The organism is Ruminococcus hominis (assembly GCF_014287355.1).
In the GTDB taxonomy this organism is placed as follows: Bacteria; Bacillota; Clostridia; order Lachnospirales; family Lachnospiraceae; genus Schaedlerella; species Schaedlerella hominis.
In genome coordinates this window covers 2582332-2606251 of the sequence record NZ_JACOPE010000001.1, presented here as the reverse complement: position 1 = coordinate 2606251, position 23920 = coordinate 2582332, and the positions used below count along the sequence as shown (strand labels likewise).

At 40.1% G+C, this 23920-nt stretch carries 20 protein-coding genes; 13 read left to right on the top strand and 7 right to left on the bottom strand.

Translation table 11 applies throughout. The features are described 5' to 3' along the window. Nucleotides 1-74: 74 nt before the first annotated feature. Nucleotides 75-1016, bottom strand: a complete 942-nt coding sequence (locus tag H8S40_RS11565) for a helix-turn-helix domain-containing protein (protein ID WP_186865272.1) — start codon at nt 1014-1016, stop codon at nt 75-77. A 299-nt stretch (nt 1017-1315) separates the two neighbouring features. Between H8S40_RS11565 and H8S40_RS11560 the strand changes: the two genes are divergently transcribed. Then, nucleotides 1316-3721: a glycoside hydrolase family 2 TIM barrel-domain containing protein gene (locus tag H8S40_RS11560; protein WP_186865271.1), complete on the top strand. Its 2406-nt coding sequence runs from the start codon at nt 1316-1318 to the stop codon at nt 3719-3721. 81 nt (nt 3722-3802) lie between these two features. Here H8S40_RS11560 and H8S40_RS11555 read toward each other — a convergent pair whose 3' ends face one another. After that, nucleotides 3803-4855: a family 43 glycosylhydrolase gene (locus H8S40_RS11555; protein WP_118724222.1), complete on the bottom strand. Its 1053-nt coding sequence runs from the start codon at nt 4853-4855 to the stop codon at nt 3803-3805. 241 nt (nt 4856-5096) lie between these two features. Between H8S40_RS11555 and H8S40_RS11550 the strand changes: the two genes are divergently transcribed. Next, a complete protein-coding gene (locus H8S40_RS11550) occupies nt 5097-6626 on the top strand; it encodes an MFS transporter (RefSeq protein ID WP_118724221.1) in 1530 nt (509 codons plus the stop codon). Here H8S40_RS11550 and H8S40_RS11545 read toward each other — a convergent pair. Continuing rightward, complete coding sequence (locus H8S40_RS11545; protein ID WP_117990426.1) at nt 6615-7580, bottom strand: helix-turn-helix domain-containing protein; 966 nt, start codon at nt 7578-7580, stop codon at nt 6615-6617. The genes H8S40_RS11550 and H8S40_RS11545 overlap by 12 nt on opposite strands. Before the next feature lie 193 nt (nt 7581-7773). On the opposite strand from H8S40_RS11545, the gene H8S40_RS11540 reads away from it, so the two are divergent. Genes H8S40_RS11540 through H8S40_RS11500 form a run of 9 tightly spaced genes read left to right on the top strand, consistent with a single transcriptional unit; the run spans nt 7774 to nt 20869 of the window. Then, nucleotides 7774-8046, top strand: a complete 273-nt coding sequence (locus tag H8S40_RS11540; RefSeq protein WP_117990425.1) for a hypothetical protein — start codon at nt 7774-7776, stop codon at nt 8044-8046. A 32-nt stretch (nt 8047-8078) separates the two neighbouring features. Further along, nucleotides 8079-9605, top strand: coding sequence for a tannase/feruloyl esterase family alpha/beta hydrolase (locus H8S40_RS11535; RefSeq protein WP_117990424.1), 1527 nt, complete (start codon nt 8079-8081; stop codon nt 9603-9605). Between the two features lie 43 nt (nt 9606-9648). After that, the gene (locus H8S40_RS11530) at nt 9649-12222 is read left to right on the top strand and encodes a family 78 glycoside hydrolase catalytic domain (protein WP_186865270.1); all 2574 of its coding nucleotides are present in this window, start codon (nt 9649-9651) and stop codon (nt 12220-12222) included. A 48-nt stretch (nt 12223-12270) separates the two neighbouring features. After that, on the top strand, nt 12271-13632 hold the full coding sequence (locus tag H8S40_RS11525) for an MFS transporter (RefSeq protein ID WP_186865269.1): 1362 nt from the start codon (nt 12271-12273) through the stop codon (nt 13630-13632). Nucleotide 13633: 1 nt separating this feature from the next. Further along, a complete protein-coding gene (locus H8S40_RS11520) occupies nt 13634-14836 on the top strand; it encodes a serine hydrolase domain-containing protein (protein ID WP_186865268.1) in 1203 nt (400 codons plus the stop codon). Between the two features lies 1 nt (nt 14837). Then, nucleotides 14838-15833 (top strand): alpha/beta hydrolase, encoded by a 996-nt coding sequence (locus H8S40_RS11515; protein WP_117990420.1) that lies wholly within the window; start codon nt 14838-14840, stop codon nt 15831-15833. A 23-nt stretch (nt 15834-15856) separates the two neighbouring features. After that, nucleotides 15857-18592, top strand: a complete 2736-nt coding sequence (locus H8S40_RS11510) for an alpha-L-rhamnosidase (RefSeq protein WP_243238235.1) — start codon at nt 15857-15859, stop codon at nt 18590-18592. Between the two features lie 15 nt (nt 18593-18607). Continuing rightward, the gene (locus H8S40_RS11505; protein WP_186865267.1) at nt 18608-20059 is read left to right on the top strand and encodes an MFS transporter; all 1452 of its coding nucleotides are present in this window, start codon (nt 18608-18610) and stop codon (nt 20057-20059) included. 15 nt (nt 20060-20074) lie between these two features. Further along, nucleotides 20075-20869: an MBL fold metallo-hydrolase gene (locus tag H8S40_RS11500; RefSeq protein ID WP_118724217.1), complete on the top strand. Its 795-nt coding sequence runs from the start codon at nt 20075-20077 to the stop codon at nt 20867-20869. A 107-nt stretch (nt 20870-20976) separates the two neighbouring features. On the opposite strand, the gene H8S40_RS11495 is transcribed toward H8S40_RS11500, so the two are convergent. Continuing rightward, a complete protein-coding gene (locus tag H8S40_RS11495) occupies nt 20977-21831 on the bottom strand; it encodes a patatin-like phospholipase family protein (protein ID WP_330638927.1) in 855 nt (284 codons plus the stop codon). 268 nt (nt 21832-22099) lie between these two features. After that, a complete protein-coding gene (locus tag H8S40_RS11490; RefSeq protein WP_186865266.1) occupies nt 22100-22492 on the bottom strand; it encodes a helix-turn-helix transcriptional regulator in 393 nt (130 codons plus the stop codon). Here H8S40_RS11490 and H8S40_RS16205 point away from each other — a divergent pair. Next, complete coding sequence (locus H8S40_RS16205) at nt 22472-22837, top strand: hypothetical protein (RefSeq protein WP_243238233.1); 366 nt, start codon at nt 22472-22474, stop codon at nt 22835-22837. The genes H8S40_RS11490 and H8S40_RS16205 overlap by 21 nt on opposite strands. A gap of 95 nt (nt 22838-22932) precedes the next feature. Here H8S40_RS16205 and H8S40_RS11480 read toward each other — a convergent pair whose 3' ends face one another. Further along, nucleotides 22933-23286 (bottom strand): hypothetical protein, encoded by a 354-nt coding sequence (locus H8S40_RS11480; protein WP_147365675.1) that lies wholly within the window; start codon nt 23284-23286, stop codon nt 22933-22935. Between the two features lie 33 nt (nt 23287-23319). On the opposite strand from H8S40_RS11480, the gene H8S40_RS16335 reads away from it, so the two are divergent. After that, on the top strand, nt 23320-23445 hold the full coding sequence (locus tag H8S40_RS16335; protein ID WP_276312737.1) for a hypothetical protein: 126 nt from the start codon (nt 23320-23322) through the stop codon (nt 23443-23445). Nucleotides 23446-23574: 129 nt separating this feature from the next. Here the strand turns inward: H8S40_RS16335 and H8S40_RS11475 are convergent, their stop codons facing one another. Continuing rightward, a complete protein-coding gene (locus tag H8S40_RS11475) occupies nt 23575-23898 on the bottom strand; it encodes a hypothetical protein (protein WP_117990416.1) in 324 nt (107 codons plus the stop codon). Nucleotides 23899-23920: the final 22 nt, after the last annotated feature.

Here is a 23920-nt window from a genome sequence, read left to right as displayed (position 1 = left end):
TATGACGAACGATGATATTGTTCGGTGCACAGTTTGGTGTATCTATTACAATGATTCTTGCTAAACTTGAATTATCATAATTGTTCCCGATATTCCCGTGGTGTCACTCCAAAATAATTTTTAAATAGTTTATAGAAGTGTGTTCGATTATTGAACTGAAGTTCAGAGGCTATATCGGACACACTTTTTTTCGTGTTTTTTAACATGTCTGCTGCTGTCTTCATTGTGAAATTCATGCTGTAATCAAACAGACTCTGACCGGTCTGTTTTTTTACAATTTTACCCAGATAAGTGCCATCATAATTCAGAAGATGAGCAAGTTCACTGTTGCTAATGCGACCGTGGTATTCATCCAGAAGTAGTTCAATACGTGCAAAGAGCAATGATTCCATATTCTTCTTTGCAGTTACATGGATTGCCTGATAGTACTGCTCGTCACATAGAATATCAATCAACTGAAAAAATAAATCCTGCAGATGATACGTTGCTCCATAATAAGGATAAAGTAGTGTGGAAATCATCTGCTCAAAAATATCGTGGACAAGGATTTTCTGTTCTTTTGCAGAAATGCGTGGAACAAAATCGATAAAATCTTTTGTGTTGCGATGTTGCTCCTGCGTATTCTGTTCTAAAAAATGAAAAATCAAGTTATCGAAACGCTGTTGTTCCTGTGGAAATAGCATTGGATTCCCATAATTTGTTAGCATCTTAATAAAATTGGAGGATACAGAGAAAAAAATACATATAAAATCAGTGGACGTCTCCTCTGTATGTAATGTGTCACGGTTCATCAGACAACAGCTGCCGGGCGTGTAGAGGTATCGTCTACCTTCTACAATCTGATACATATTGCCTCTAAGGACGTAAGTGAATTCAAAAGAGTTGTGTTGATGCATGCTGTTTTTGCTGCGTCCCTTGATTCCGTGAAGCGGTATGTTGAACTGAGATTCCGGTGTAAATACAGATAGTGCACTTGTATCTAAAGCATCTGGATGAATTGACATCAGTGTAATCATAAATGGTACATTCACCTCCTGATGAAATGAGAATGAGTCCTTGTTTTCACGAAAAGAGACAAGATTTTCGAGCATTTGATTTCCTTTTTTGACAGTGGAATCGATGAATATAGACATCATGAACCTCCTTGGTTTCTTTTGCTGATATTATAACATATTTCGTCTGAACAAGAAATATGAAATCACGAAATATGATACAAAAGAATATTTCAAAGACGAACAGAGATATTGTTCCCAAGGATACAAAAAAGTAAAATAAAGGAAAGATGTAAGTGCAACGTGAAGGAGGATGTAGAACGATGTTGAAGCAAAGAATCAATCGAGACTGGATGTTTCAAAAAGAAGGTGCAGATGCGTGGGAGAAGATTACATTGCCGCATGACGCGATGATTATGGAAAAGAGAGATGCTGCATCTCCAAATGGGAATGCAGGAGGATTTTTCCCTGGTGGAACTTATCTCTATCAGAAAAATATCATGGGTGCGGAATGTTATCGTGACAAATGTGTGATGATTGAATTTGAAGGCATATATATGAATTCAAAAGTATATCTGAATGATACAGAGGTAGGTGGCCGTGTATACGGGTACTCAAATTTCTATGTAGACATCACAGAACAGTTGAAAATTGGAGAAAAAAACACATTGAAAGTTGTGGTTGACAATTCAAAAGCACCGAACTCGCGCTGGTATTCAGGAAGTGGAATCTACCGCAGTGTCAATCTCTGGAGTGGAGAAAAAAGCCATATTCTTCCAGAAGGTGTGCAAGTGACAACAGTCAGCACTGCACCAGCTTTGATTGACGTAAAGACAAATACAGTGAATGCCGAAAATATGTGCATCAGATATGAAATTTTAGAGAATGACAAGGTGGTCGCAACCGGAGGAGGTGATACAGTTAGAATCGAAATCCCGAATGGAAAACTGTGGACGGCAGAAGAGCCTAATCTCTATACAATCCGTACAATCTTAGAGAAAGATGGAAAAATGATAGACTGTTCGACAGAACGATTCGGAATCCGAAATCTTGCATGGAGTGCAGAGGATGGATTGCAGGTCAACGGTAAAACAATAAAACTGCGTGGCGGTTGTGTTCATCATGATCACGGTATTCTTGGTGCATGTGCATATGATGAAGCGGAATATCGCAGAGTGAAAAAGTTAAAAGAATTAGGTTACAACGCAATCCGCTATTCGCACAATCCTGCAGGCAAAAACTTTCTGGATGCATGCGATGAACTTGGAATGTATGTTCTGGATGAAAGCTTTGACCAGTGGAAAATCCCACAGTCTACCTACGATTATGCATGCTATTTTGATAGTGAGTGGCAGCAAGATGTGAAGGCACTGGTATCCAAAGATTACAACCATCCATGTGTCATTATGTACTGTATCGGTAATGAAATCACAGATACCGGATTACCATTTGGAGCAACCATTTCAAAGATGTTAAGTAATGCATTTCATGCGATGGATCAGACACGTCCGATCACTATTGCAATCAATAGCATGCTGTCAGTTCTCGCGGCAAAGCAGGCGGAGAAGAAAGCTGCTGAAGAAAAAGCTGCAAAAGAACGAGCAGCCAAAGGAGAAACAGAAGTAAAAAAAGAGAAAATGGCAGGAAGTGCAGAAGTCAATGACATTATTACATTGCTTCCTAAAATTATGGCATCCATTACACCGGAAAGCTTAGAAGCATTGATTGGCGAGTGCATCAGTCATGTGGATATAGTCGGATATAATTACGGACAGAATCTGTACGAAGGAACCCATAAACTTGCACCTGAGAGAGTAATTCTCAGTTCTGAAACATTTCCGAGCAGAATGGACAGCAACTGGGATATGGTCATGGCGCATGATTATGTAATTGGTGATTTTATGTGGACTGCATGGGATTATCTGGGAGAAGCTGGCGTGGGAGTTCCTGTTTATGGAACAACACAGGCACCGTTTTCGAAAGAATATCCATGTCTGTCAGCAGGATGTGGATCGGTGGATTTGACAGGATTCCCGGAAAGTCAGGCATACTATTCAGCTGTGTTGTGGGGAGCATATCAGAAACCATATATCGGTGTTCGACCTGTTAATCATAGTGGTGAAGAGTATACACTGGGACGCTGGAGACTAACAGACAGCATTCATTGTTGGAACTGGCCGGGACAGGAAGGAAAAGAAGCTGAGATTGAAATCTATAGTGTTGGTGAAGCAGTAGAATTATACAAAAATGGTGAACTGGTCGGTAAGGAGACATTAACATCATGTCGCTGCATGTTCAAGACAGCTTATGAGCCTGGAGTGCTCGAGGCGATTAGTTTTGACCGTGACGGAAACGAACTTGCAAGAGAAACCCTGGCAACTGCAGGCAATGACACAAAACTTCAGATTCTTCCGGAAAAGACGAAAATCAAAGCGGATGGAGAAGATATTGTCTATATTCCAATTCATCTCATTGATAAAGATGGAATATTAAAAATGACAACAGAGAAGAAGATAAATGTGACGGTAGAGGGTGAAGGAAAGCTTCTCGCAGTTGGAAGTGGAAATCCGGAGACGGAAGAATATTTCCATGAAGGTGCTTACACTTCTTATCATGGAAGAGTATTGGCAGTGGTACAGAGTACAGAAAAAAGTGGAACTATCAAAGTGACAGCAAGCAGCGATGGTCTGGAATCCGTTGCAGTGGAGATTCAAGTAACAGGCGAATAGAAACAAGTTGTAGTGCATAAAAAAGAGAGAATTCTCTCTCTTTTTTATGCCAATATTCATGTGAATAAAAGGAATAAAAAATTATTCGTAATCTTCAATCTTCCAAGATTCCTTCCAGTCGATATAAGGTCGCTCTCCATTGAACAAGATTGGAAGCCATACATAATCTGCAACGGAAGTGTTTTTATCCAGAATGCACTTCAGAAGAGTATCATCTACCTCAATCTGTTCTGTGGCGTTCGGATTGAATCGATTTTCAAAGATTTTGCTGTACTTATTATAGTCCAAAGCCATGTGCTTCGGCATCCAACGGTCAGCCACGGCAATATACAGATCTTTCTTACCTTCTACTTTAAAAATAGAGGAAATCTGGGAATGATAAGAGGTATCACTGTTGTCCGCCGGATGTAGATTTCCAAGTACCCGATATGGACCGTGCCAGGTATCTGCGACTGCAATTTCCGAAGGGTTCGGCAGATATCCGGTAGTGCCGGATGTTGCAAGATAATGCTTTCCGTTTCTGTAAAAATGAGCGGTTGCTTCCCTTACATAAGGTGGATATGGGTGTGGAAAATGTGTACTGTAATACCCGGTTACATCTGTGTAATCTGCTGTTAAATCTGCACAAATGGTCTCACTATGTACACGTTCAAAATAATAATAAGCCTTCCCGTCATCTGCAACGACTAAATCAAAATCGCCGGCATTCATGTTCAGTGGTCTTAAGTTTTCTCTGACCTTCTCATATGGTCCGAGAATGTGTTCAGCTGTGAGAACAGTCACAGTCTGCGAACCATCCTTGTGCATGATTTTCAGCCAGCATACGAATTTCTGTGTCTCTTTGTTATAGATAATATGAGGACGGTCCATCTGTGAAGAAGGATGCAGAGATGAGCGCAAATCATCTGGCGCAGGCGGAATGATAATGCCCTTATCCTCCCAATTATATAAATCTGTCGATGCGTAACAGCGAACACCCCAATGCCAGATGTTATTATCACCTGTTGTTTTTTCTTTGTTTTCTCCATACCAGTAATAAACACCGTCTAAGTAAAAAACAGAACCTCCATGGGCCTGAATTCGTTTTCCCTCTTGGTCAAGCCATATCTGACCGGGATGAAAAGAATCGTACATAAATAATAAACCTCCTATAATTTTTTTAGCATTTTAGCAAGCCTAGATTTTGAAAGAAACATTCTATTTTGATAAAATATCATAGTATCTTGTGAAAATGTATTATTTGTGTAAATGTCAGGTGTGTAGTAGCAAGATTATATGATAAAAGGGCAATATAAGAGGATTTACCCAAACAGAGGATATTTTACAATAAAGAAAATAAATCTATAAGAAATTGAAAGCAAAGGGGAAGAGCAAGATGTTTAAGAAACGCGATATGGCACCGGATGCAAAATTGACAGGGCTGGACTATTTAGGTTATTTTTTTGGAGCAGGAACGAATATACTGAACCTAATTGTGTCAGCATTCCTTTTGATCTACTATTCGAATGTTTTGTATTTGGGGTTGACGGAAGTTGGAACAGTTATGGCTGTTTCGAAAGTATTCGATGGTGTGTCAGACTTGATTATGGGACGCATCATTGACAAAACGAAGAGCAAATATGGTAAAGCAAGACCGTGGTATGCGAGAATGATTATACCGACAACAGTATGTGTTCTCTTATTGTTCTGGATGCCGGCGGGATTTAAAGGTATGATGCAGTATGTATATGTCTTTGTTACATACAACCTGGTATCAACTGTATGCTATACAGCGAATGCCGTTGCTCATGCCTCTATGATTGGGTTCATGACAATGAATACAAAGTCAAGAGGTATGGTTGGGGTTATGAGTATGGCATCCAACACAGTGTTTACGATACTTGTAACGAACTTTTTTATGAAAATCTGTCGTTTCTTCGGTGGAGGAGATGCGTATACCCAGAAGGGATTTACTTGTACTCTGATTTGTTATATTGTTCTGTATGCGGTGTCAGCTTCCCTGGCATTCTTACTTACTAGAGAACGTATCAATAACGTGATGCCTGCTCAGGAAACAGAGGAAGAAAAAGAAAGCGAAGAGGAAGCGCCTTCTGGTATCATTGAAGAAAAACTGGCAGAAGAAAAGCACAGAAAAGAAGCTGAGAAAGCAGAGGCAGATGTCCCAATTAAAGTCGCATTGTTGTCTCTTGTTCAGAACAAGTACTGGATTCTCTGTAACGTGATGTGCCTCGGTTTCTATTTCTTGATGAGTTTTGCATCAAGCGCAACCGTATATTTTGCACAATATATTATGAATGATTTAGATCTTCAGGGTACATTGTCATCGACATTATACATCGTATTACTGTTTGGACTTGTTGCCGCACTTCCGGTTATGATGAAAATTGGAAAAGGAAATACGATGAGGATTGGTCTGATTATCAGTGCTATCGGTTACTTTATACCCCAGCTCACTTTACAGAAATCTGCGGTTGTTGGAGCTATGGCAATTGTTGGAATTGGATTTGGATTCATTGCAGCACCTGCGGGAAGCTTTCTTCAGGACACATTGACATTTGGACAGTGGAGAAGTGGTGTATCTGCCATTGGTATGGGAAATGCCGTCTTCTCATTCGTGAATAAATTATCGTCAGCACTTGGAATTGTTGTGCTCGGCTGGGTATTGGATTTGGGAAAATTTGACGCGAAACTTTCGGTTCAGCCAGCCAGTGCACTGAGTGCAATCAAGTTCCTTTACATTTGGCTTCCGGCACTCATTTGTGTGATATGTGTATTTTTATCTGCGTTTTATGACTTAGATAAAAAGCTGCCATTTCTTGAAAAGGAAATCACAGCAGGAAGAATCGGTACTAAGAAACGCGATTGGAAGACAATCAAGGAAGAAAACGCAGCATCAGGAAAATAGTGTGCTGGAATTTCGAAATTGAATTGGAGTCATGCCAACTTTCTTTTTAAATAATGTTGTAAAATTATTAATGTCGTGAATGCCAACTTCGTGAGCAATCTTTGATGCCGGAAGTGCTGTGTTAAGCAGCAGGTTTTTTGCGGCATTAATACGTAGTGAAATTAAATAATCGTTTGGAGAAAAGCCCGTATATTTTTTGAATTCGCGAGACAGATAATACTTGTTGATACATGCGAATTCAGCGAGATAGTCAAGTGACATATGAGACTGGTAATTGTTCTCCATATACTTAATCAAGAAACGGATATTCTGCGGAATCTCCGTTTCTTCTGTATGAATACGTGTTGGAATGAGAAGATATGTAAGCAGCACGTCAATACAAGAAGAAGCCTGCCAATCACGGTATAATTGTGCACTGCTGTAGATGCTTAAAACCTTCTCGAGATATTGCTGGAACTTACCTTCCGGCGATTCATGAAAAACAAAGGAACCATTTTTTGCGAATTGTGCATATAATTCCTTACATAGTGGGCCCTGCACATGCAAAATAGCAACATCCCATCTACCTTTATCCACCTTATATAAATGATAATCCATACAATCGATAAAGAAACAGTCTCCTTTCGATAAAGAATATGTTTTACCACGATAGGTCAAAGAACCAGTTCCGCTATATGTAAACGCAATCAGAAAAGACGGATAATTTTGTCGTTCGGTATAGGAAGGTGCCTGATAATGAAACAGTGTAAAAGCTTGCAAATGAAACAGATGCTCCAACGCATAGTCTGTAATTGGGGGAATCTGAAAACTCTCCACGCTTCCCATAAGAGAAAAGGATGCATTAGGTAAATTGCCGTCACCATATTTCTTGTCGTTAAGTTCCTTATCAGTTAGTTGCTTGGAAGTCAAGCGCTTATGTGGTTCATAATGGGATAAGGGGATTTTCTCAAACATAACAATGCCTCCTCTTGTTTAAAACTGAGTCTATTATAGGAAATATATACTGCAATGTCAAGATTCTATGATTGTAAGTCAATATAAAGTGTTTAAGTTAAATATCCAACACAGTAATCTATAAGTATGGAAATGTGGGGAGTCACAAGTAAAACAAAGAAGGTGTGCTTATGAAAAAAGAGTTTTAGTAATTGTGTTGGGCGTTCTTGCTGTACTTCTTGTTGCAGTTGGAATCCTGGCAGCATCCTTTATTAAAAAGGGTGAAAATGCAACAATGGTACTGAACAAAGATGGTTCTTACACAGCAAGTGGAAGTATGACAGTAAGTTTGAGCGTATCTCATGGGACATTTGGTGAAATTCCACTGGTGACATATGATGTTAAGGAGCCAACACCTGAGACACCAGAAGCACCAGATGCTGAGCCAGTTTCAATTGGTAATGATGAGTTAGAATCAGTAGAATAAATTTATAGAAATAAGAAAAGGAAGATGCCTGGATGGGAAATAATATGATACAAAACAGATGCAAAAGGGAATATTTGGAAAAGGAACTGAAAGCGAGATTTCCAGGTGCAGATATTCGGGTGGATTCAGCAGAAATCAATATGACGGGAGAGCGTAAGGCAAAAGGAGATTCATTTAATAAGATTTTCGGAGTCAGTAAGGATGTGAAGAATCTTCCGCCATATTGTGAAGTGAATGTTACATGGCGAACTGGTGAGTTCGAAGAAAAGATTATCATCTGGTCACCACTTACGTGGAATGGCAGATTTGCCGGGACTGTAGGCGGTGGCGCAGAGACAGGGGGAGCGGGCTATTTAACTGCTCCCGATGATTTTACAAGAGGATGGACAGTACCATATGCCGTGATGAAAGGTTTTACCGCTGCAACGGCAAATGCAGGCAACATCAACGGACTTCACGACTATATGCTGGATGAAAAGACGGGAAAAGTAAAGCGAGAATTATATGAAAACTGGCGTGCACGAACTACGCATCACATGACAGTAGTGGGAAAAGCGGTAGCAGAGATCGTTCATGGGCGACCTGTCCAATATGCTTACATGAATGGTGGAAGCGGTGGTGGACGCCAGTGTATGGTAGAAGCGCAGGAATATCCGGAGGATTATGATGGAATCTGGGCATCCTGTCCGGCGATTCATTGGAATCGATTCCTATTAGAAGGTTTGTGGTTTTTGGCAGTTATGAATACAAACCATCATATTTTAAAGCCTGCAAAAATTGAGTATTTTATGAAGCGTGTATGGGAAGAATCTGGCGGAAAAGACATCTATTTTTCAAGTGAAAAGAAACCGGTTTTCGATGCAAATACATTTGTTGGAGCAATGAGTGAAGGTGGTAAAATTACCGAACAGGATGCGAAAGTCATGCAGGCATTCTGGGATGGACCAAAAGATGCTGATGGAAATCGGTTATGGTACGGATTTCGACCGGGTGTGAAATTCTGGAATGTAGGTATTCCAGTCGGTGGATTCTATTATTCACTGATCCGTAAACAGCCAAAGCCATTCTTCTTAACAACTCTATATGCAAGATGGGTGACAGAACAGCCAAAGCGGAAATTTGAAAAGATTACAATTCCGGAATTTGAAGCACTATTTAAACAGAGCATCGAAAAATTTAAGGATGCAGGTGCGGATCAGGCTGATTTATCTGTGTTTCAGGCTCATGGTGGCAAATTAATCGTGGATCATGGATTGAACGACCCACTGATTCCGGTAGATGGCACAATCGATTATTATAAGAACGTTGTGGCATGTATGGGAAAAGAGAAGGTGGATTCCTTCTTCCGCTTGTATCTGGTGCCTGGAGACGGACACGGAAACTGCTGGAATGAGCAGCCTGGAATCACAGAAAGCAATGGACTGAAAGCTTTGATGGACTGGGTTGAGAATGGAATCTATCCGGAGGAAATCGAAGGTGTTCAGGTTAGCATGAAGAAAAAGGAAATTCTGAAAAAGGCATTGATTCGTCCGGTAGATTGTATTGATGATTGGGCATAGTGCGAGAGATGAGAGAATATATCAAAATGAAAAGAGAAAACAGATGAGACTATATGATTTAAAAACATTACATATGAAAAAGTGTGTTGGGATTGATCAAAATCCTTATTTTTCATGGAAAATTGCAAACGACAAAAATGATACTGTTCAGTGTGCTTATCAGCTTCAGGTACTCTGTGATGAAGAATGTCTCTGGGATACAGGAAAAGTTGAAAGCGAAAAACAGTCTTTTGTGGAGTATGAAGGAATTGCATTGTCTTCTAGGACAGAATATAAATGGAAAGTGACTGTGTGGAATAATTACAATGAAACAGCGGAAGCAGAGGCGCAATTTGAGACTGGATTATTAGAAAAATCTCTTTGGAATGCAAAATGGGTAGAAAGTACCATTCCAAGAGTTCCGGTTACAGAGTATAAATACGGCAATACAGCACCGGCTGTATTTTTTGAAAAAGAATTCACATTGGATAAGCGTGTGAAAAAGGCGAGAATGTATGCAACCAGCTATGGCGTTTATCAGCTTCGGATCAACAAAAAAAGAGCAGATGACCGTGAATTTGCACCGGAATTTACAACGTATAGCACCGTATTATACTATCAGACCTATGATGTGACAATGCTTCTGAAACAGGGAAAGAATACACTGGATATGTATGTTGGTGATGGTTGGTATTTTAGCATGCAGGCAAGCCCTGTTTTTGAAAATCAACATGAGAAACCATCGGTGTTATTCCAATTGGAAGTAGAATATGAGGATGGAACAACAGAGCAGATTATCTCAGACGGAGATGAAACATGTGCACTTGGACCAATCTGCTATTCTGATATTTTCCAGGGGGAAAAACAGGATTATAGAATCGGTTATGACGAGAAACATCCGGTTGAAGTGAAAGATTATGGATACGAGATGTTGGAAGCACAGCCAATGCCACCTGTTAGGCCAACCAAACTACTTCCGGCTGTGGATGTTTTCCAGTCACCGAACGGTGAGTGGATTGTCGATTTCGGACAGGTTCTTGCAGGACGTGCACGTATTCATATCGATGAGCCGAAGGATACAGAAATTGTATTGGAATATTTCGAAATCTTAGATGAAAATGGCAATTACGTTAATACGATGTTCTGCCCACAGAAGGATATCGTTGTATCTAATGGAACACCGCTGGAACATGAGGTGAAATTTACATTCCATGGCTTTCGCTATATCCGGGTGACCGGCATGACAGAAGTAAAGAAAGAAAATTTTACAGCTGTACTTCTGACAACGGAAAAGGATGATTATGGTTCCTTTACATGTTCCGATGAGAGAGTGAATCGTCTGTATCAGAATGTGCGATGGTCACAGTGGAACAATATGATGTCTGTGCCGACAGACTGTCCGGCACGTGAGAAAGCAGGATGGACAGGAGATATTCTCGTGTATGCTAAGACGGCTCTTATGAATGAGGATGTAACACCATTCTTAAGCAGCTGGCTTCACAGCTTAAGAGAAAACCAGGCAGATGACGGTGTCGTTATGATTACCGCACCATATACAAAGCTATATGACGGCGTGTTGATGAATACGGTGAAAGAATTCGGTGACACCAGAGTGACAGGTGTTGCAGGCTGGTCGGATGCGATAGTTTGGGTGCCATATATTATGCATCAGGTGACAGGAAATACCATTGTCCTCAAAGATAATTATGAAGCAATGAAAAAGTGGTGTGATTATATTATTCGTACTGCGAAAGAAAAAAGAGGTTATCGTGATATTCCTTATGAGTATGATCAGTATCTTTGGAATACCGGTTTTCACTTTGGTGAATGGTTGATTCCAAGTCAGCAGATTGACCCGAAACATCCTTATGAGAATGCCAAAACAACTTCATACTTTATGGCACCGTTCTTCGGATATCAGTCCGTACGTTATTTTGCGGAAATCTGTGGATTGCTTGGAAAAGTAGATGAGCAGAACCACTATGATGAGATTGCACAGCAGATGAAAAATGCAATTCAGAATGGAATTATGCGTGGCGGACATATGCCGGATGATCTAATGGGTGGCTATTGTGTGGCAATTGCATTTGATTTAGTGCCGGATGATCTAAAGGAAAGCTACAAAGAAAAGTTAGTGTCACTGATTCAGAAGAATGATTATTGTCTTGACACCGGATTTTTAGCAACACCGTTCTTGCTTGATGCACTTTGTATCGTGGGAGAACAGGAGCTTGCACATCAGGTATTCTGGCAGGATAAACGTCCGTCATGGCTTTACGAAGTAGACCATGGTGCAACTGCAATCTGGGAAGCATGGGATGCGGATGAGGCGAAAAAGCCAGGTCGATTTGTTAGTTTTGACCATTATGCACTCGGATGCGTGGATGATTGGATGGAGCGTGCTATTTGCGGAATCGACACAGATCAGGCTGGCTTTAAACATTTTGTGATTCGTCCACAGTATGACTCAAAGCTTACAAGCTGTGAGAGAACTTTTGAGAGTGAAGCCGGTATGGTTTCCGTGAAATGGGATGAGCACACATTGAAAGTGGAAATTCCATGTAACACAACGGCAACTGTTTATTGTGGAGAAACAGTAGTAAACATCGGCAGTGGCACTTATCAGTTTGAAAGATAGTTAGAAATATAAAAAGTAGTAAGAAATAGAATAGAAATGGAAGATAAAATGAAAGAAAATACAGAAAAATTAGGAATGAATCAAAAAATCGGTATCATGCTTTGCGCGATGGTAAGTGCAGTAGCCACGGGATATGTACCGAACTACATTAATATTTATTATACAGATAACGTTGGCATTTCCATGGGTGCAGTTGGTATGATTCTAATGATTACGAAAATTACTGACGGTGTAACAGATATTGTCATGGGTATGATTGTTGATCGAACCCATACAAAGCTTGGCAAAGCGAGACCTTGGGTTCTTGCGGGTGGAGCCGGACTTGCTATTTCAATTATGATGCTGTTCAATTGCCCGGGAAGCTTGCCTGGATGGTTTAAGGTTGCGTTCTGCGCGCTGTTTTATTTCCTGGCAAATCCTATTTTCGGTACGATGACTTCTGTGGCATGCGGAACGATGAATAACCTTTTAACAGCTGATTCGAAAAAGCGTAGTGTACTCGGTGTGTTCTCGGCATATGGATCATTGTTCTGCGTTATGCTTATTGGTCTGGTTGTTCCTGTAATTCTTTCTGCAATGAATGAGAGTCAGGCTGCATATACAACCGTAACATTGATCTTTGCGGCAATCGCTGTTTTAGCTGCAATTTTGGGTGTGAAATTAACAAGAGAAACCGTAACAGAGCATTCAGAAGCACATTTAAAAGAAAAGCAACCAGTGAAGGAATCTTTAAAAGAACTTGTAAAAAACAAATACTTTGTATTCCTTGCAATTGGAACAATCCTTTACAATTTATCAGCAGCTCCGGTTGCTACCTACTATGCGAAATATGTATTTGGAGATATTAATAAGACGGCGCTGATTAATCTGCCGGGTATGTTAGCTATCTTTATTCTTCCATTTGCGGTACCGTTTATCAATAAATTTGGAAAGCGTAATTGTATTGTTGGTGGAATGTTATTAGCAGCAGCTAGCCATATTGTTATTTTCTTTGCAAATACAAATTTAGCGATGTTCATGATTGGAAAAAGTATCGGTGGTATTGCAGTTGTACCGTTTACCGTTGCATTGATTCCAATGACAGGTGAAATTTGTGACTACGCATTGTATCGTTCAAAAAAGCCGATGGATGGAACAATTAGTTCAGCTGCTACGATGGGGGGTAAGATTGGTATCGGTCTTGCAGCAGGGTTATCAAGCATGATGCTTGCACTGGGCGGATATATCAACACAGATAGTTCAGTGCTTGCAGTACAGCCTGATAGTGCGATTTTTATGATTCGTGTGTTAGCAGGAATTTACCCTGCTGTGATGTACATATTAGCAGCAATTTGTTTCTGGAAGATTGACCTGGAGAAGAAAGGAATTACAGAAATTCAAAAAGAATTAAAAGAACAGGGGTTGAGATAAGATGACAGAACACGATATTACCGCATGTATGCAGACATATGTGGAACACCGGGAAATGTCCGGTGGGGCACTTATGGTACGAAAAGATGGCGAGTTGATTTATCAAAATAAATGGGGAATGGCCAATCTCGACACAAAAGAAGAGGTTTCGTATGATTCCATCTACCGTATGATGTCGATGTCGAAATGTGTAACTGCAGTTGCCATTATGCAATTGATTGAGAGTGGCAAGATGGATTTGGATGATCCGTTGTCAAAATATGTGCCTGAATTCAAAAATATGCAGGTCGCATCGGATAAACGATATGTGATTGATATGAAAAATCCAAAGAAAATTCTGCTCCAGGTGCCATTTTTTAAAATGGAAAAGGTAAAGACCGTGCCTGCGGACAGAGAAATAAATATTCGTGATTTGCTGTCTCATTCATCTGGTTTGGAGCAAGGTGCAGTTGGTTTGATTGCAATGATGAAAATGAAAAATGAAGATCAGATTTTGGAAGACCGTGTGATGCGATACAGCAGATACGTGTTGGATTTCCAACCTGGATCAGCAACAAATTATTCTCCACTTGCCGGATTTGATATTCTCGGTTATATCGTTGAACGCGTGTCTGGCTTACGTTTGGAAGAATATATCCAAAGGAACATTTGTGAACCGTTGGATATGAAGGATACCACTTTTTTCTTGAATGATGAACAGAAAAAACGTCTTGTTCACGTATATAAGAGAGAAAATGAAAAATTAAAAGATGTTACCGGAACAAAGGATGACATGTTTGGAATGCTGCATCAGGAACCGTTACAGTTTGAAGAAGGAAGTGGAGGATTGTTCTCTACGATTATAGATTATGAACATTTTGGAGAAATGCTCTATAATCAAGGAACTTATCATGGACGGCAGATTTTGAAACCTGAAACTGTATCATTGATGCATACAGAAGCAGCAGAAAAACATTTGGAATCAGAACCAGGTATGGTATGGGGTCTAGGTATGAAGATTCGGCAAAATCCTGAAGCTGCGAAAAGCTTTGCGACAGAAGGTACATACGGATGGAGTGGAGCTTTCGGAACTCATTTTTTTGTGAGTCCTAAGGATCAAATAGAGGTTGTGTTTGTAACAAATCGTTGTGATCTTGGTGGATCAGGTTCCTATATCAGTACCAAGGTAGAAGAACTTGTCTTTGACGTGTGGGGAGGAAAGTAGCATGAGTCAGAAAATAACAGAATGTACATCCTTAAGAGAATTGCAGATGAGACCAGAATGGAAGTCTCTGATCCCTTATTTAGTCTACAGTCAGAATGGACTAGGCGGCAATCTGAAGATGAACATGAGTCTTGCAGATATTGAAAAAGAGCACAAAACATGGTCTGCACAAGATATGGTATATGGTTTGAACCGTGTTGCAGAAATTTTAGAAAGCGGTAAGAAGTTTGCTTATCCAGTGTACGATGCTACGAGTGTGACAGAAGATCCGGAGAAAGGCGATGTGCAGATTTTTCACTTTCCGGCTGAGTCAAAACAATATGTGATTTTGGCTGCAGGTGGTGGATATGGCTCGGTCTGTTCATTACCAGAAAGTTTTCCTGTAGCTGCAAAATTAAATGAATTGGGTGTGACTGTATTCTGCTTGAATTACCGTGTCGGTGCACCGAAAGTATTTCCAAAACCGATGCAAGATTTGGCTGCTGCATGCAAATATATTGAAGCGCATGCAGATGATTTTCAGGTGAATGCCGAGGAATATGCGGTAGGTGGTTTCTCTGCCGGCGGGCATTTGGCTGCTTCATGGGGAACGAAATCAATCGGTTACGAGGTATACGGATGTCTGAAACCAAAATGTATGCTGTTAGACTATCCTTTGATTGATGTCTGGGATACACTGCAGCAGATGCCACTGCCAGTTCGAATTATGATGGTAAAAGGCTATTTTGGAAAAGGTAATGCGGAAGAAATTTGCAAAGATTATGAGATTGTTCGAAATATGGATGCAGACTATCCACCAACATTTCTTATTCAGGCAGAGAATGACAGCACAGTTCCAATTTCGAATAGTGATAATATGAAGAATCAATTGGCTGCTTTTGGAATTGCCTATGAATACGAGAGAATCAAAACCGGTGAGCATGGCTTCGGTTTGGGAACCGGTACAGAAGCTGATGGATGGGTAGAAAAAGCGCTTCGTTTTTGGAAACATTTATAAATTGAAATAGGAAGGAATAAAATATGGAAATATATGCAGTAAAAATTAATGGAATTGAGAATCCATTAGGTTATCTATACGATACACTCATCTGCTCTTGGAAGGTGCGCGGAGTATCTGGAAAAAAGCAGACAAATGTGGAGATTCAAGTTGCATTGGAAGCAAATATGCAAAATGTGATTTACGAGTTGAATTCGCCAAAACTTGATTCATTGGGCGTACCATTAAAATTAGAATTGACTCCTCACACACGATATTATTATCAGGTAATTGTGACAACAGATGCAAATGAAACAGTACAAAGTGAGGTGTGCTGGTTTGAGACTGCAAAACTAGCTGAAGAATGGAGTGCAGATTGGATTGGTATTGAAGAAAATGATAGTATACATCCTGAATTCCTGAAAAGATTTTCAATATCTAAAAAAATCTCGCAGGCGCGTCTGTACATCTGTGGTCTTGGTGTATTCGAAGCACAAATCAATGGTAAAAAGGTTGGAAACGATGTTATGGCACCATTTATCAATGATTATAAAGAGCATATTCAATATTGTACATATGATGTAACAGAACATTTAAGCGAGAAAAACGAAATTTTAGTACAGCTTGGAAAAGGCTGGTATATGGGACACTTCGGCTTAACAAATGTTGCTTATGGCATGAAGACTTTCGGCCTGATTGCAGAAGTTTATATCCAATATGAGGATGGAAGCGTGGAAGTAATCGGAACAGATGAGAGTTGGAATTATCGCGGAAGTGTATTTGAGAAAACATGTATCTATGACGGTGAAACACAAAATTATCTCTTATGGGATGGAAAAGAAAATCCATGGCGCAGTGCGAAAAGAATTGATGCATTGGCAACATTAGTGGAACGCTATTCGCCGGGACTTCATGATATGGAAAGTCTGTCAGTGAAGGATGTGATTCATACACCGGCAGGAGAAAATGTTCTGGACTTTGGTCAAAACTTTGCCGGTGTGGTTGAGTGCACACAGCAGATTCCAAAGGGAACAACTATGAAATGGGAGTTTGGGGAAGTTTTACAGGATGGTAATTTTTATCATGAGAATTATCGAACAGCAAAATCAGAATTTGTCTATACATCGGATGGCTGTGACAGAACGATTCGCCCAAAGTTTACATTCTTTGGATTCCGTTATGTAAAGGTTTCAGGTTTAGAAGAGGTTGATGGCTCTTGCTTCACCGGTAAAGCAATCTATTCGGAAATGGATCGAACAGGAGAAATCGAAACAGGAAATGTTAAAATTAACAGACTTCACGAAAATGTAGTTTGGGGATTGAAATCAAATTTTATAGATATGCCTACGGATTGTCCGCAGAGAGACGAAAGACTCGGCTGGACAGGTGATGCACAGGTATTTTGCCGTACTGCAGGTTATTTGATGGATACACGCAGCTTTTATGCCAAATTTATTCGTGATCTTCGTTCGGATCAGATGCGAAACAACGGAAAAGCTGCTATTTATCTTCCAAATGAATTTCCTGGTCTGTGCGCAAGCGTGTGGAGTGATATTGCTACCTTCTTGCCGGATATGCTTTATGATTACTATGGAAGCAAGGACATGCTTGCATGCCACTATCCATTGATGAAGGACTGGGTGGATTGTATCAGAAGAGAAGACCAGAACAGGGGAGAAAAACATCTCTGGGATTTTGGATTCCAGTTTGGAGACTGGCTTGCTTTAGACGGTGCAACAGAACAGAGTACATTTGGCGCAACAGATTCCGGTTATATTGCTTCAGTATACTACTATGCGTCTACAAGCTATGTGGCAAAAGCAGCAAAGGTACTTGGTTATGAAGAGGCAAAGGAATATGAGCAGCTGGCAGAAAGTATTAAGACTGCCATCTTGGATGAATATTTTACAACAAGCGGAAGAATTGCGGTTGATACGCAGACCGGTTATCTTGTTGCATTGAAGTTTGGCATTTATCGTGATAAGAATAAAATGATTGAGGCATTAAGAACTCGTATTAAAAAAGACTGTTATCGCATCAAAGGAGGTTTTGTAGGTGCTACGATGATGAATACTGTTCTAGCTGACTGTGGAATGGAAGATCTTGCATACGATTTCCTATTCTTTGAAGGTTTTCCTGGATGGCTCTATGCAGTAAATCTCGGAGCAACCACTATCTGGGAGCGATGGAATTCAATCTTACCTGACGGAAAGATTAGCGGAACAGGAATGAACTCCTTAAATCATTACTCTTATGGTTCGGTTATGGAATTTGTATATCGTCATTCGATGGGGCTGATTCCGGTAGAACCTGGATTTAAAAAAGTATGTCTTGCGCCAAAACCGGATGTAAGAATGGGTTACTTCAAAGGCTCCTTTGATTCAGCGGCAGGTCGTTATGTATCACAGTGGGAGATTAAGAAAAACGGAGTCTTGTCATTCCACATAGAAATCCCATTTGGCTGTGAGGCAGAAGTGGTATTACCTGAGCAGGAAGCAAAAGTGCTTCCTGCAGGAAGTTATGATTTCGAAATTATGACGAAGAGAGATTATCTTGCACTGTATTCCGGAACAACTCCGGTAGAAAGATTATTGGATAATCCAAAGGCAGTAGAAATTCTTGATAAATATCTACCAGGATATATTGCATCCATCGACCGGAATGATTTGGAAGCAATGAATAAATCAATCGTAGATCAGAGAACGCGTGCAATGCTATTCAGACAACCAACGGAAAGTTATGAAAAAGCAATTGAAGAGATTAGCAAAATTCATGTATAAGAGGAGGAAATACTAATGAGCAAAAAGAGTAAAGATATGTCACAAAATGCAAAAGTAGGATTTGGCGAACATCTTGCATACGGTATAGGAGGGGGATTTGCCACAAATGCGGTAAACCTTTTCATCGGTGCATTCTTAATTGTATATCTAACAGAAATTATGAAAATCAATCCGGGGGTTGCTGCGGGAATTGTCGGTGTATCAAAGTTTTTGGATGGTATTTCAGATTTGATTGCAGGACGAATCATTGACAAGACACACAGCAAATTTGGAAAAGCCAGAGTCTGGCTGCTTCGTATGATTCCGTGTACAGTTATTTCGTTACTGTTATTGTATCTGATGCCAAGCAGTCTCACGGGTACGGCACAGATTGTATATGTATTTGTGATGTACAATCTTGTTTCTACAGGATGTTATACGTTCAGTTATGTAGCGTTTATGGCATTAAACGGTCTTATGACAACGAATCAGAAATCCCGTGGTTTAAACGGCGGTATCAACATGGTAGGAAATGTAATTGCAAGCTTACTTGGAAATGCAACGATTATCACTGCATTAAAACTTTTAAGCTCAGACCCTTCGTTCTCACCATATGGAGACAGAACTGGATGGATTAAATTGCTAGTCATCTGGATGATTGTCGGAATGCTTGCGCAGGTTCTGATTGTATTTGGAACGAGAGAACGTGTGATTGAAAATGCAGGTAAAGACGATGGGAAAGAAAGTAAGAAAGCAGAAGTGTCTGTATTTACAACATTAAAAGCACTCTTTAAAAACAAGTATTGGATTTATAATATTATTATTGCAGTAGTGATTCAGTTCCTCATGGGAGCAACCGGATCTACAACATCCTATTATATGACATATGTAGTAGGAGATGCGGAATTCTATCAGGTGTTTTCTACCGCAAATTCTCTGGCAATGCTTGGATTTATGCTGGTGGGATTCCCAATCATGGCAAAACTTGGAAAGCGTAACGCGGTACTGGGTGGTCTTATTATACGTGGTATTGGTACATTACTTCCATTGTTTTCGAGTGCAAAGCCAATTTTGCTTGTAGCAGGTGTGATCGGTGGAGCTGGATATGGGATTGCAGGATGTGCGTTTGCATCTATCATTCAGGATACATTGACTTACGGCGAATGGAAAAACGGTTATAGTATGATTGGTATGGGAAATGCCGCAAACTCTTTTGCAGGAAAAATCGGAAACAGCCTTGGAACTATCGTACTCGGTTTGGTTATGAATGCTTCCGGATATGTAGCAGGAGCTGCGCAGCAGACTGCTTCTGCATTGATGGGATTTAAGGTTATGTTTATCTTCCTTCCGGCAGCAATGATCGTCCTGGCAATCGTTGCAGCAGCTCTCTATGATTTGGATAAAATTTATCCACAGATTGCTGCCGATCTTGCAGAAGGAAAATATGCGCCTGGTGTAACTGCGTATGGTGAAAAGAAAGAGTCATAAAAAGGTGGAAATATTTTGAAGGAAACATTTTTTTCAACAGAAATCGCAGATGGAATTTTTCTGATATCTGTGACAAATAAATCAAATATTGCGATGGAGGAACTGGTAAAACCACAAAAGGCAACTGCAAATTCTTATCTCGTTGTCGGAGAAGAAAAGGCATTGCTCTTCGACTTAGCAATCAATCAGGAAAATCTGTGGGATTATGCGTGCTCCCTGACAGACAGACCGGTTCAAGTGGTATTAAGCCATGGACATGTGGATCATATTTTTTATCTGAATAAGAGAGAAGAGGTATGGCTCCATCCCGATGACATGGATATGGTGAAAAATGGAGTTCCCGGAGTGAATGAACCAACTCATCCTTGTCCTGTGTTGCATTCGCTAAATGAGGGAGATGTGATAGAATTGGGAAACAGAAAATTGACGGTTTATCATATTCCGGGACATACACCGGGAAGCATTCTGCTTCTAGATCAAAAAACAAAGCTTCTTTTGTCGGGTGATTCTGTAGCAAGAAGACTGCTCTTCGGTGTGGGAAGCGATGTAAAATTAGAGCCGTTTTGCAAAAAAGTGGAGCGGTTAAAGAAAATAGATTTTAAGGAAGCATATTCAGCACACGATAGATGTGCTTTGCCAAAAAGTCATCTCAACAGAATGTTGCAGACCATTGAGGAAACTCAAAAAAATGGAAAGAAAATGAAAATTCCGTTTGTAGGTGAATTCAAAACTTATAAATACGGGAAAGAAACAGAGTTGGACTATTGTGATGTTGCAATTTTCACATCGCAAAAAAAGGATAAAAAATAGACGCTTTATATCAGAAGTAGAGCAATTGTAAAGGTGAAGACTGATTTCAAAGGATAAATCCGATGAAGTCAGTCTTTTATAAAGCACCAATATTGATTAGCTAGGAGTCAATTGAGAAATCTTATAATATGTTGCAGTTCACGCTGTGCTTCATGTCTTCCAATTTGATATACACGTTCTAATTCTTCCGGTCTGTGTTCCACAGCTCCAATGTTTAGAGCTTCAGGTGGTTGTATTACAAATAGATTTCCGGCATTTTGCTGGGTTTCTATATACTTCAATGTTTCATTGTAGGTAATATGTCGATTACTGAGAGTACGAAGTAATGCAGGATACTTACGTAAGGCAACACGCAATATAGGGAGAAACGAATTGCGTTTTTTTACAAATCCTTTTGGCTGAGTCAGAATAACTATGTTTTTATTGTAACCCTGTTGTTCCAAAAATCGTATCGGGATGGAATCAGCTGTGCCACCATCAGATAAAGATAAATTATCTATTTTTACAACTTTTGATACAAGAGGCATGGAAGAAGAGGCTCTCATCCATTCAATATCTTCGGTAGTTCCATGCTCACAACGATGATATACTGCATTACCTGTTACCATATCGGTACAAACAACATAGAATTCCATTGGATTGGAAGCAAAAGTATGTGAATCAAAAGGGTCTAATATTTCTGGTACTTCATGATAAGCAAATTGTTCGTTATATAGATTTCCCGTTTGAAGAAATGAACGAAGGCTAACATATCTCGGGTCATTGCAGTATGTTTTGTTATAACGTATTGCACGACCTATCTGCTTTGATTTATAATTGCATCCAAAAACTGCTCCTGCTGATACTCCGACAGCACCATCAAAAACGATGTTGTTTTCAAGGAGAACATCGATTACTCCGGCAGTGAACATTCCACGCATGGCACCGCCTTCCATGACTAATCCTTTTTTTATCTTATTCAAAATATAATCTTCCTTTTTTAATATTAATATGATGTGATAAATTCCTAAGTAGGAGTATACAAGACTTTGAAAATTATTTCAATAACGATAGCGAGCCAAAATCCATGTGGAGTCGAAGTGTTACTGTTCACTCCCGTGTCATTCACTACGCTGATTGACACGGAGGATGCACGTTTTGTCTTGAACGGCATCTCGCCTATCGCCAAAGGCAATTTAAAATGGCGAGATGCGTTGCTGGTCACAGGTACTCTGAATAGTAACGTCGAAGTCACAGCGTGTACTTCTCCAACATGAGCAGACTGGCGTCATCTGACAAAAAGTCCTGTGTTGTAAGCATCGATTTCTGCTGCTGCTCGATATGTGCATTCTGGAAAGATCTTCGGTATTCCTTTGGAGAACATCCGTATTGTGCCTTGAAAGCTTTGTTAAAATATTTCGGATCGGAGAATCCACAGGCGATGCTGATATCCAACAGGGAATAATCAGTCAACAATAAAAGCTGGCGGGCGTGCTCGCAGCGAATCTTGGACAAATAGTTTTGAAATGTGATTCCAAAGGATTCCTTAAATAAATGAGATAAATAGTATAAGTCAAGCTCCTGCTGTTTAGCGATATCTGAAAGCAGGAGTTTTTCGCTATAATGTTCATCGATGTAGTGCATGATTTCCCGGCAAATGAAATCGGATTTGCAATGGCAATGGGAAAACTGATGACAGTTCACCTCAATGACCAGAATGGAATTCGTTATGACCAGGACAAATCATTTGGTGTAGAGAATTTAAGAGCAGCATTTAACCAGGTGAAGGTTCTGATTATTCTAACTGGAACGGAGGAACAAGAGGATACAAACAGCAGTTTGCCTGTCTTGGATGTCCGGCAAATACAGCAAACGGATGTGGTCTTCAGACACATTATGAAGATTCCGGCCATGCAGGAAGCTATGACGTGGATAATGGTAATCGTATGTCATCTTGGGAAAAGAAGGGATATGATCCGGACGATATAGTAACAGACTGGAATATGTAATCATTCACCGGAGACGGTTAGAAATTGTGAATAAGATGTAAAAAACAGACCTGATGTGGAAAATTGTTTTCCATGTCAGGTCTGTTTTTGCAACAATGAAAGTGTATCAATCTGTGTTTTTATAACTTCTAAAGCGGAAGGATTTTTCGTGCACATCAGTTTATAAATAGGAATCGTATCTGCCAGAATATGTGCAAAATCCAAATTACATTCCATAAGTGAGGCACTCCAACTAGGAGAAATCATGCGTTGCATAACCTGTAGTACTTTCTCGTAATGTTCGAGGTCTACGAGATAATCGATGTCAGCTCTTCCGAGTAAGACAATACCGCCGAGAGGATATGTTTTGGCAGTGGAAATCTGTGATGTCCCGCACCATGGAATTCCGTATACCACAGGCTGTCCGTTTTTTTGTGCTACAAGATTCAAGTCCCCATTTAAATATGGGGTATGTAAGAGGTCATGCCAGAGGGCAGTGTGAGTGGACTTGCCCATGCCGGAATGTCCGGAGAACAGCCACGCCTGATCCTGATAGAGAATCGAAGCAGAATGGATGGCAAAACAGCCTTCCAGTTGTGCTTTATATAAAAAGCAAGGACGGATTGCAAGAAAAAGATTCTCGCAATCGCTTTCCGGAAGCGTATTCTTACAGTAAATTCTGGCGTAATTAGCATTTGTGGTAATCTGAGCTTCGATGATGTTATCCAGAGTTGGAAACTATAAAAGATATCCTTCTTCCCAACAAGAGACGATCAATTCTTTGTTGCGAAGAAGAATTGTACCATTCTGATGATTCTGTGGTTCGCCCAAAATAATTTCGATATCCATATCAGAACACACTGTCTGCGGAAGCTCTTCTCTATGATCGTTGCATCCGGAGAAAGTAGTAGATGACAGGTAAAAAGGTGCAAACTTTTCAGAAAAAACATGAGCAGGTCCATAAAGCCGGACAATACAGTCGGCAATTTTCTGTCCATATGGAAGGAGGTAAGTCTTGTCATCAATATGTTTTAAAATATAACCTTCTTGTCGTTTTAACATCTACACGTTCACTCCTAAAACT

What these genes read in the sequence shown, in the direction of transcription:
- H8S40_RS11565 (WP_186865272.1), bottom strand. Translation starts at nt 1,016, where the DNA reads ATGATTACACTGATGTCAATTCATCCAGATGCTTTAGATACAAGTGCA.
- H8S40_RS11560 (WP_186865271.1), top strand. Translation starts at nt 1,316, where the DNA reads ATGTTGAAGCAAAGAATCAATCGAGACTGGATGTTTCAAAAAGAAGGT.
- H8S40_RS11555 (WP_118724222.1), bottom strand. Translation starts at nt 4,855, where the DNA reads ATGTACGATTCTTTTCATCCCGGTCAGATATGGCTTGACCAAGAGGGA.
- H8S40_RS11550 (WP_118724221.1), top strand. Translation starts at nt 5,097, where the DNA reads ATGTTTAAGAAACGCGATATGGCACCGGATGCAAAATTGACAGGGCTG.
- H8S40_RS11545 (WP_117990426.1), bottom strand. Translation starts at nt 7,580, where the DNA reads ATGTTTGAGAAAATCCCCTTATCCCATTATGAACCACATAAGCGCTTG.
- H8S40_RS11535 (WP_117990424.1), top strand. Translation starts at nt 8,079, where the DNA reads ATGGGAAATAATATGATACAAAACAGATGCAAAAGGGAATATTTGGAA.
- H8S40_RS11530 (WP_186865270.1), top strand. Translation starts at nt 9,649, where the DNA reads ATGAGACTATATGATTTAAAAACATTACATATGAAAAAGTGTGTTGGG.
- H8S40_RS11525 (WP_186865269.1), top strand. Translation starts at nt 12,271, where the DNA reads ATGAAAGAAAATACAGAAAAATTAGGAATGAATCAAAAAATCGGTATC.
- H8S40_RS11520 (WP_186865268.1), top strand. Translation starts at nt 13,634, where the DNA reads ATGACAGAACACGATATTACCGCATGTATGCAGACATATGTGGAACAC.
- H8S40_RS11515 (WP_117990420.1), top strand. Translation starts at nt 14,838, where the DNA reads ATGAGTCAGAAAATAACAGAATGTACATCCTTAAGAGAATTGCAGATG.
- H8S40_RS11510 (WP_243238235.1), top strand. Translation starts at nt 15,857, where the DNA reads ATGGAAATATATGCAGTAAAAATTAATGGAATTGAGAATCCATTAGGT.
- H8S40_RS11505 (WP_186865267.1), top strand. Translation starts at nt 18,608, where the DNA reads ATGAGCAAAAAGAGTAAAGATATGTCACAAAATGCAAAAGTAGGATTT.
- H8S40_RS16205 (WP_243238233.1), top strand. Translation starts at nt 22,472, where the DNA reads ATGTTCATCGATGTAGTGCATGATTTCCCGGCAAATGAAATCGGATTT.
- H8S40_RS11490 (WP_186865266.1), bottom strand. Translation starts at nt 22,492, where the DNA reads ATGCACTACATCGATGAACATTATAGCGAAAAACTCCTGCTTTCAGAT.
- H8S40_RS16335 (WP_276312737.1), top strand. Translation starts at nt 23,320, where the DNA reads ATGCCAGAGGGCAGTGTGAGTGGACTTGCCCATGCCGGAATGTCCGGA.
- H8S40_RS11475 (WP_117990416.1), bottom strand. Translation starts at nt 23,898, where the DNA reads ATGTTAAAACGACAAGAAGGTTATATTTTAAAACATATTGATGACAAG.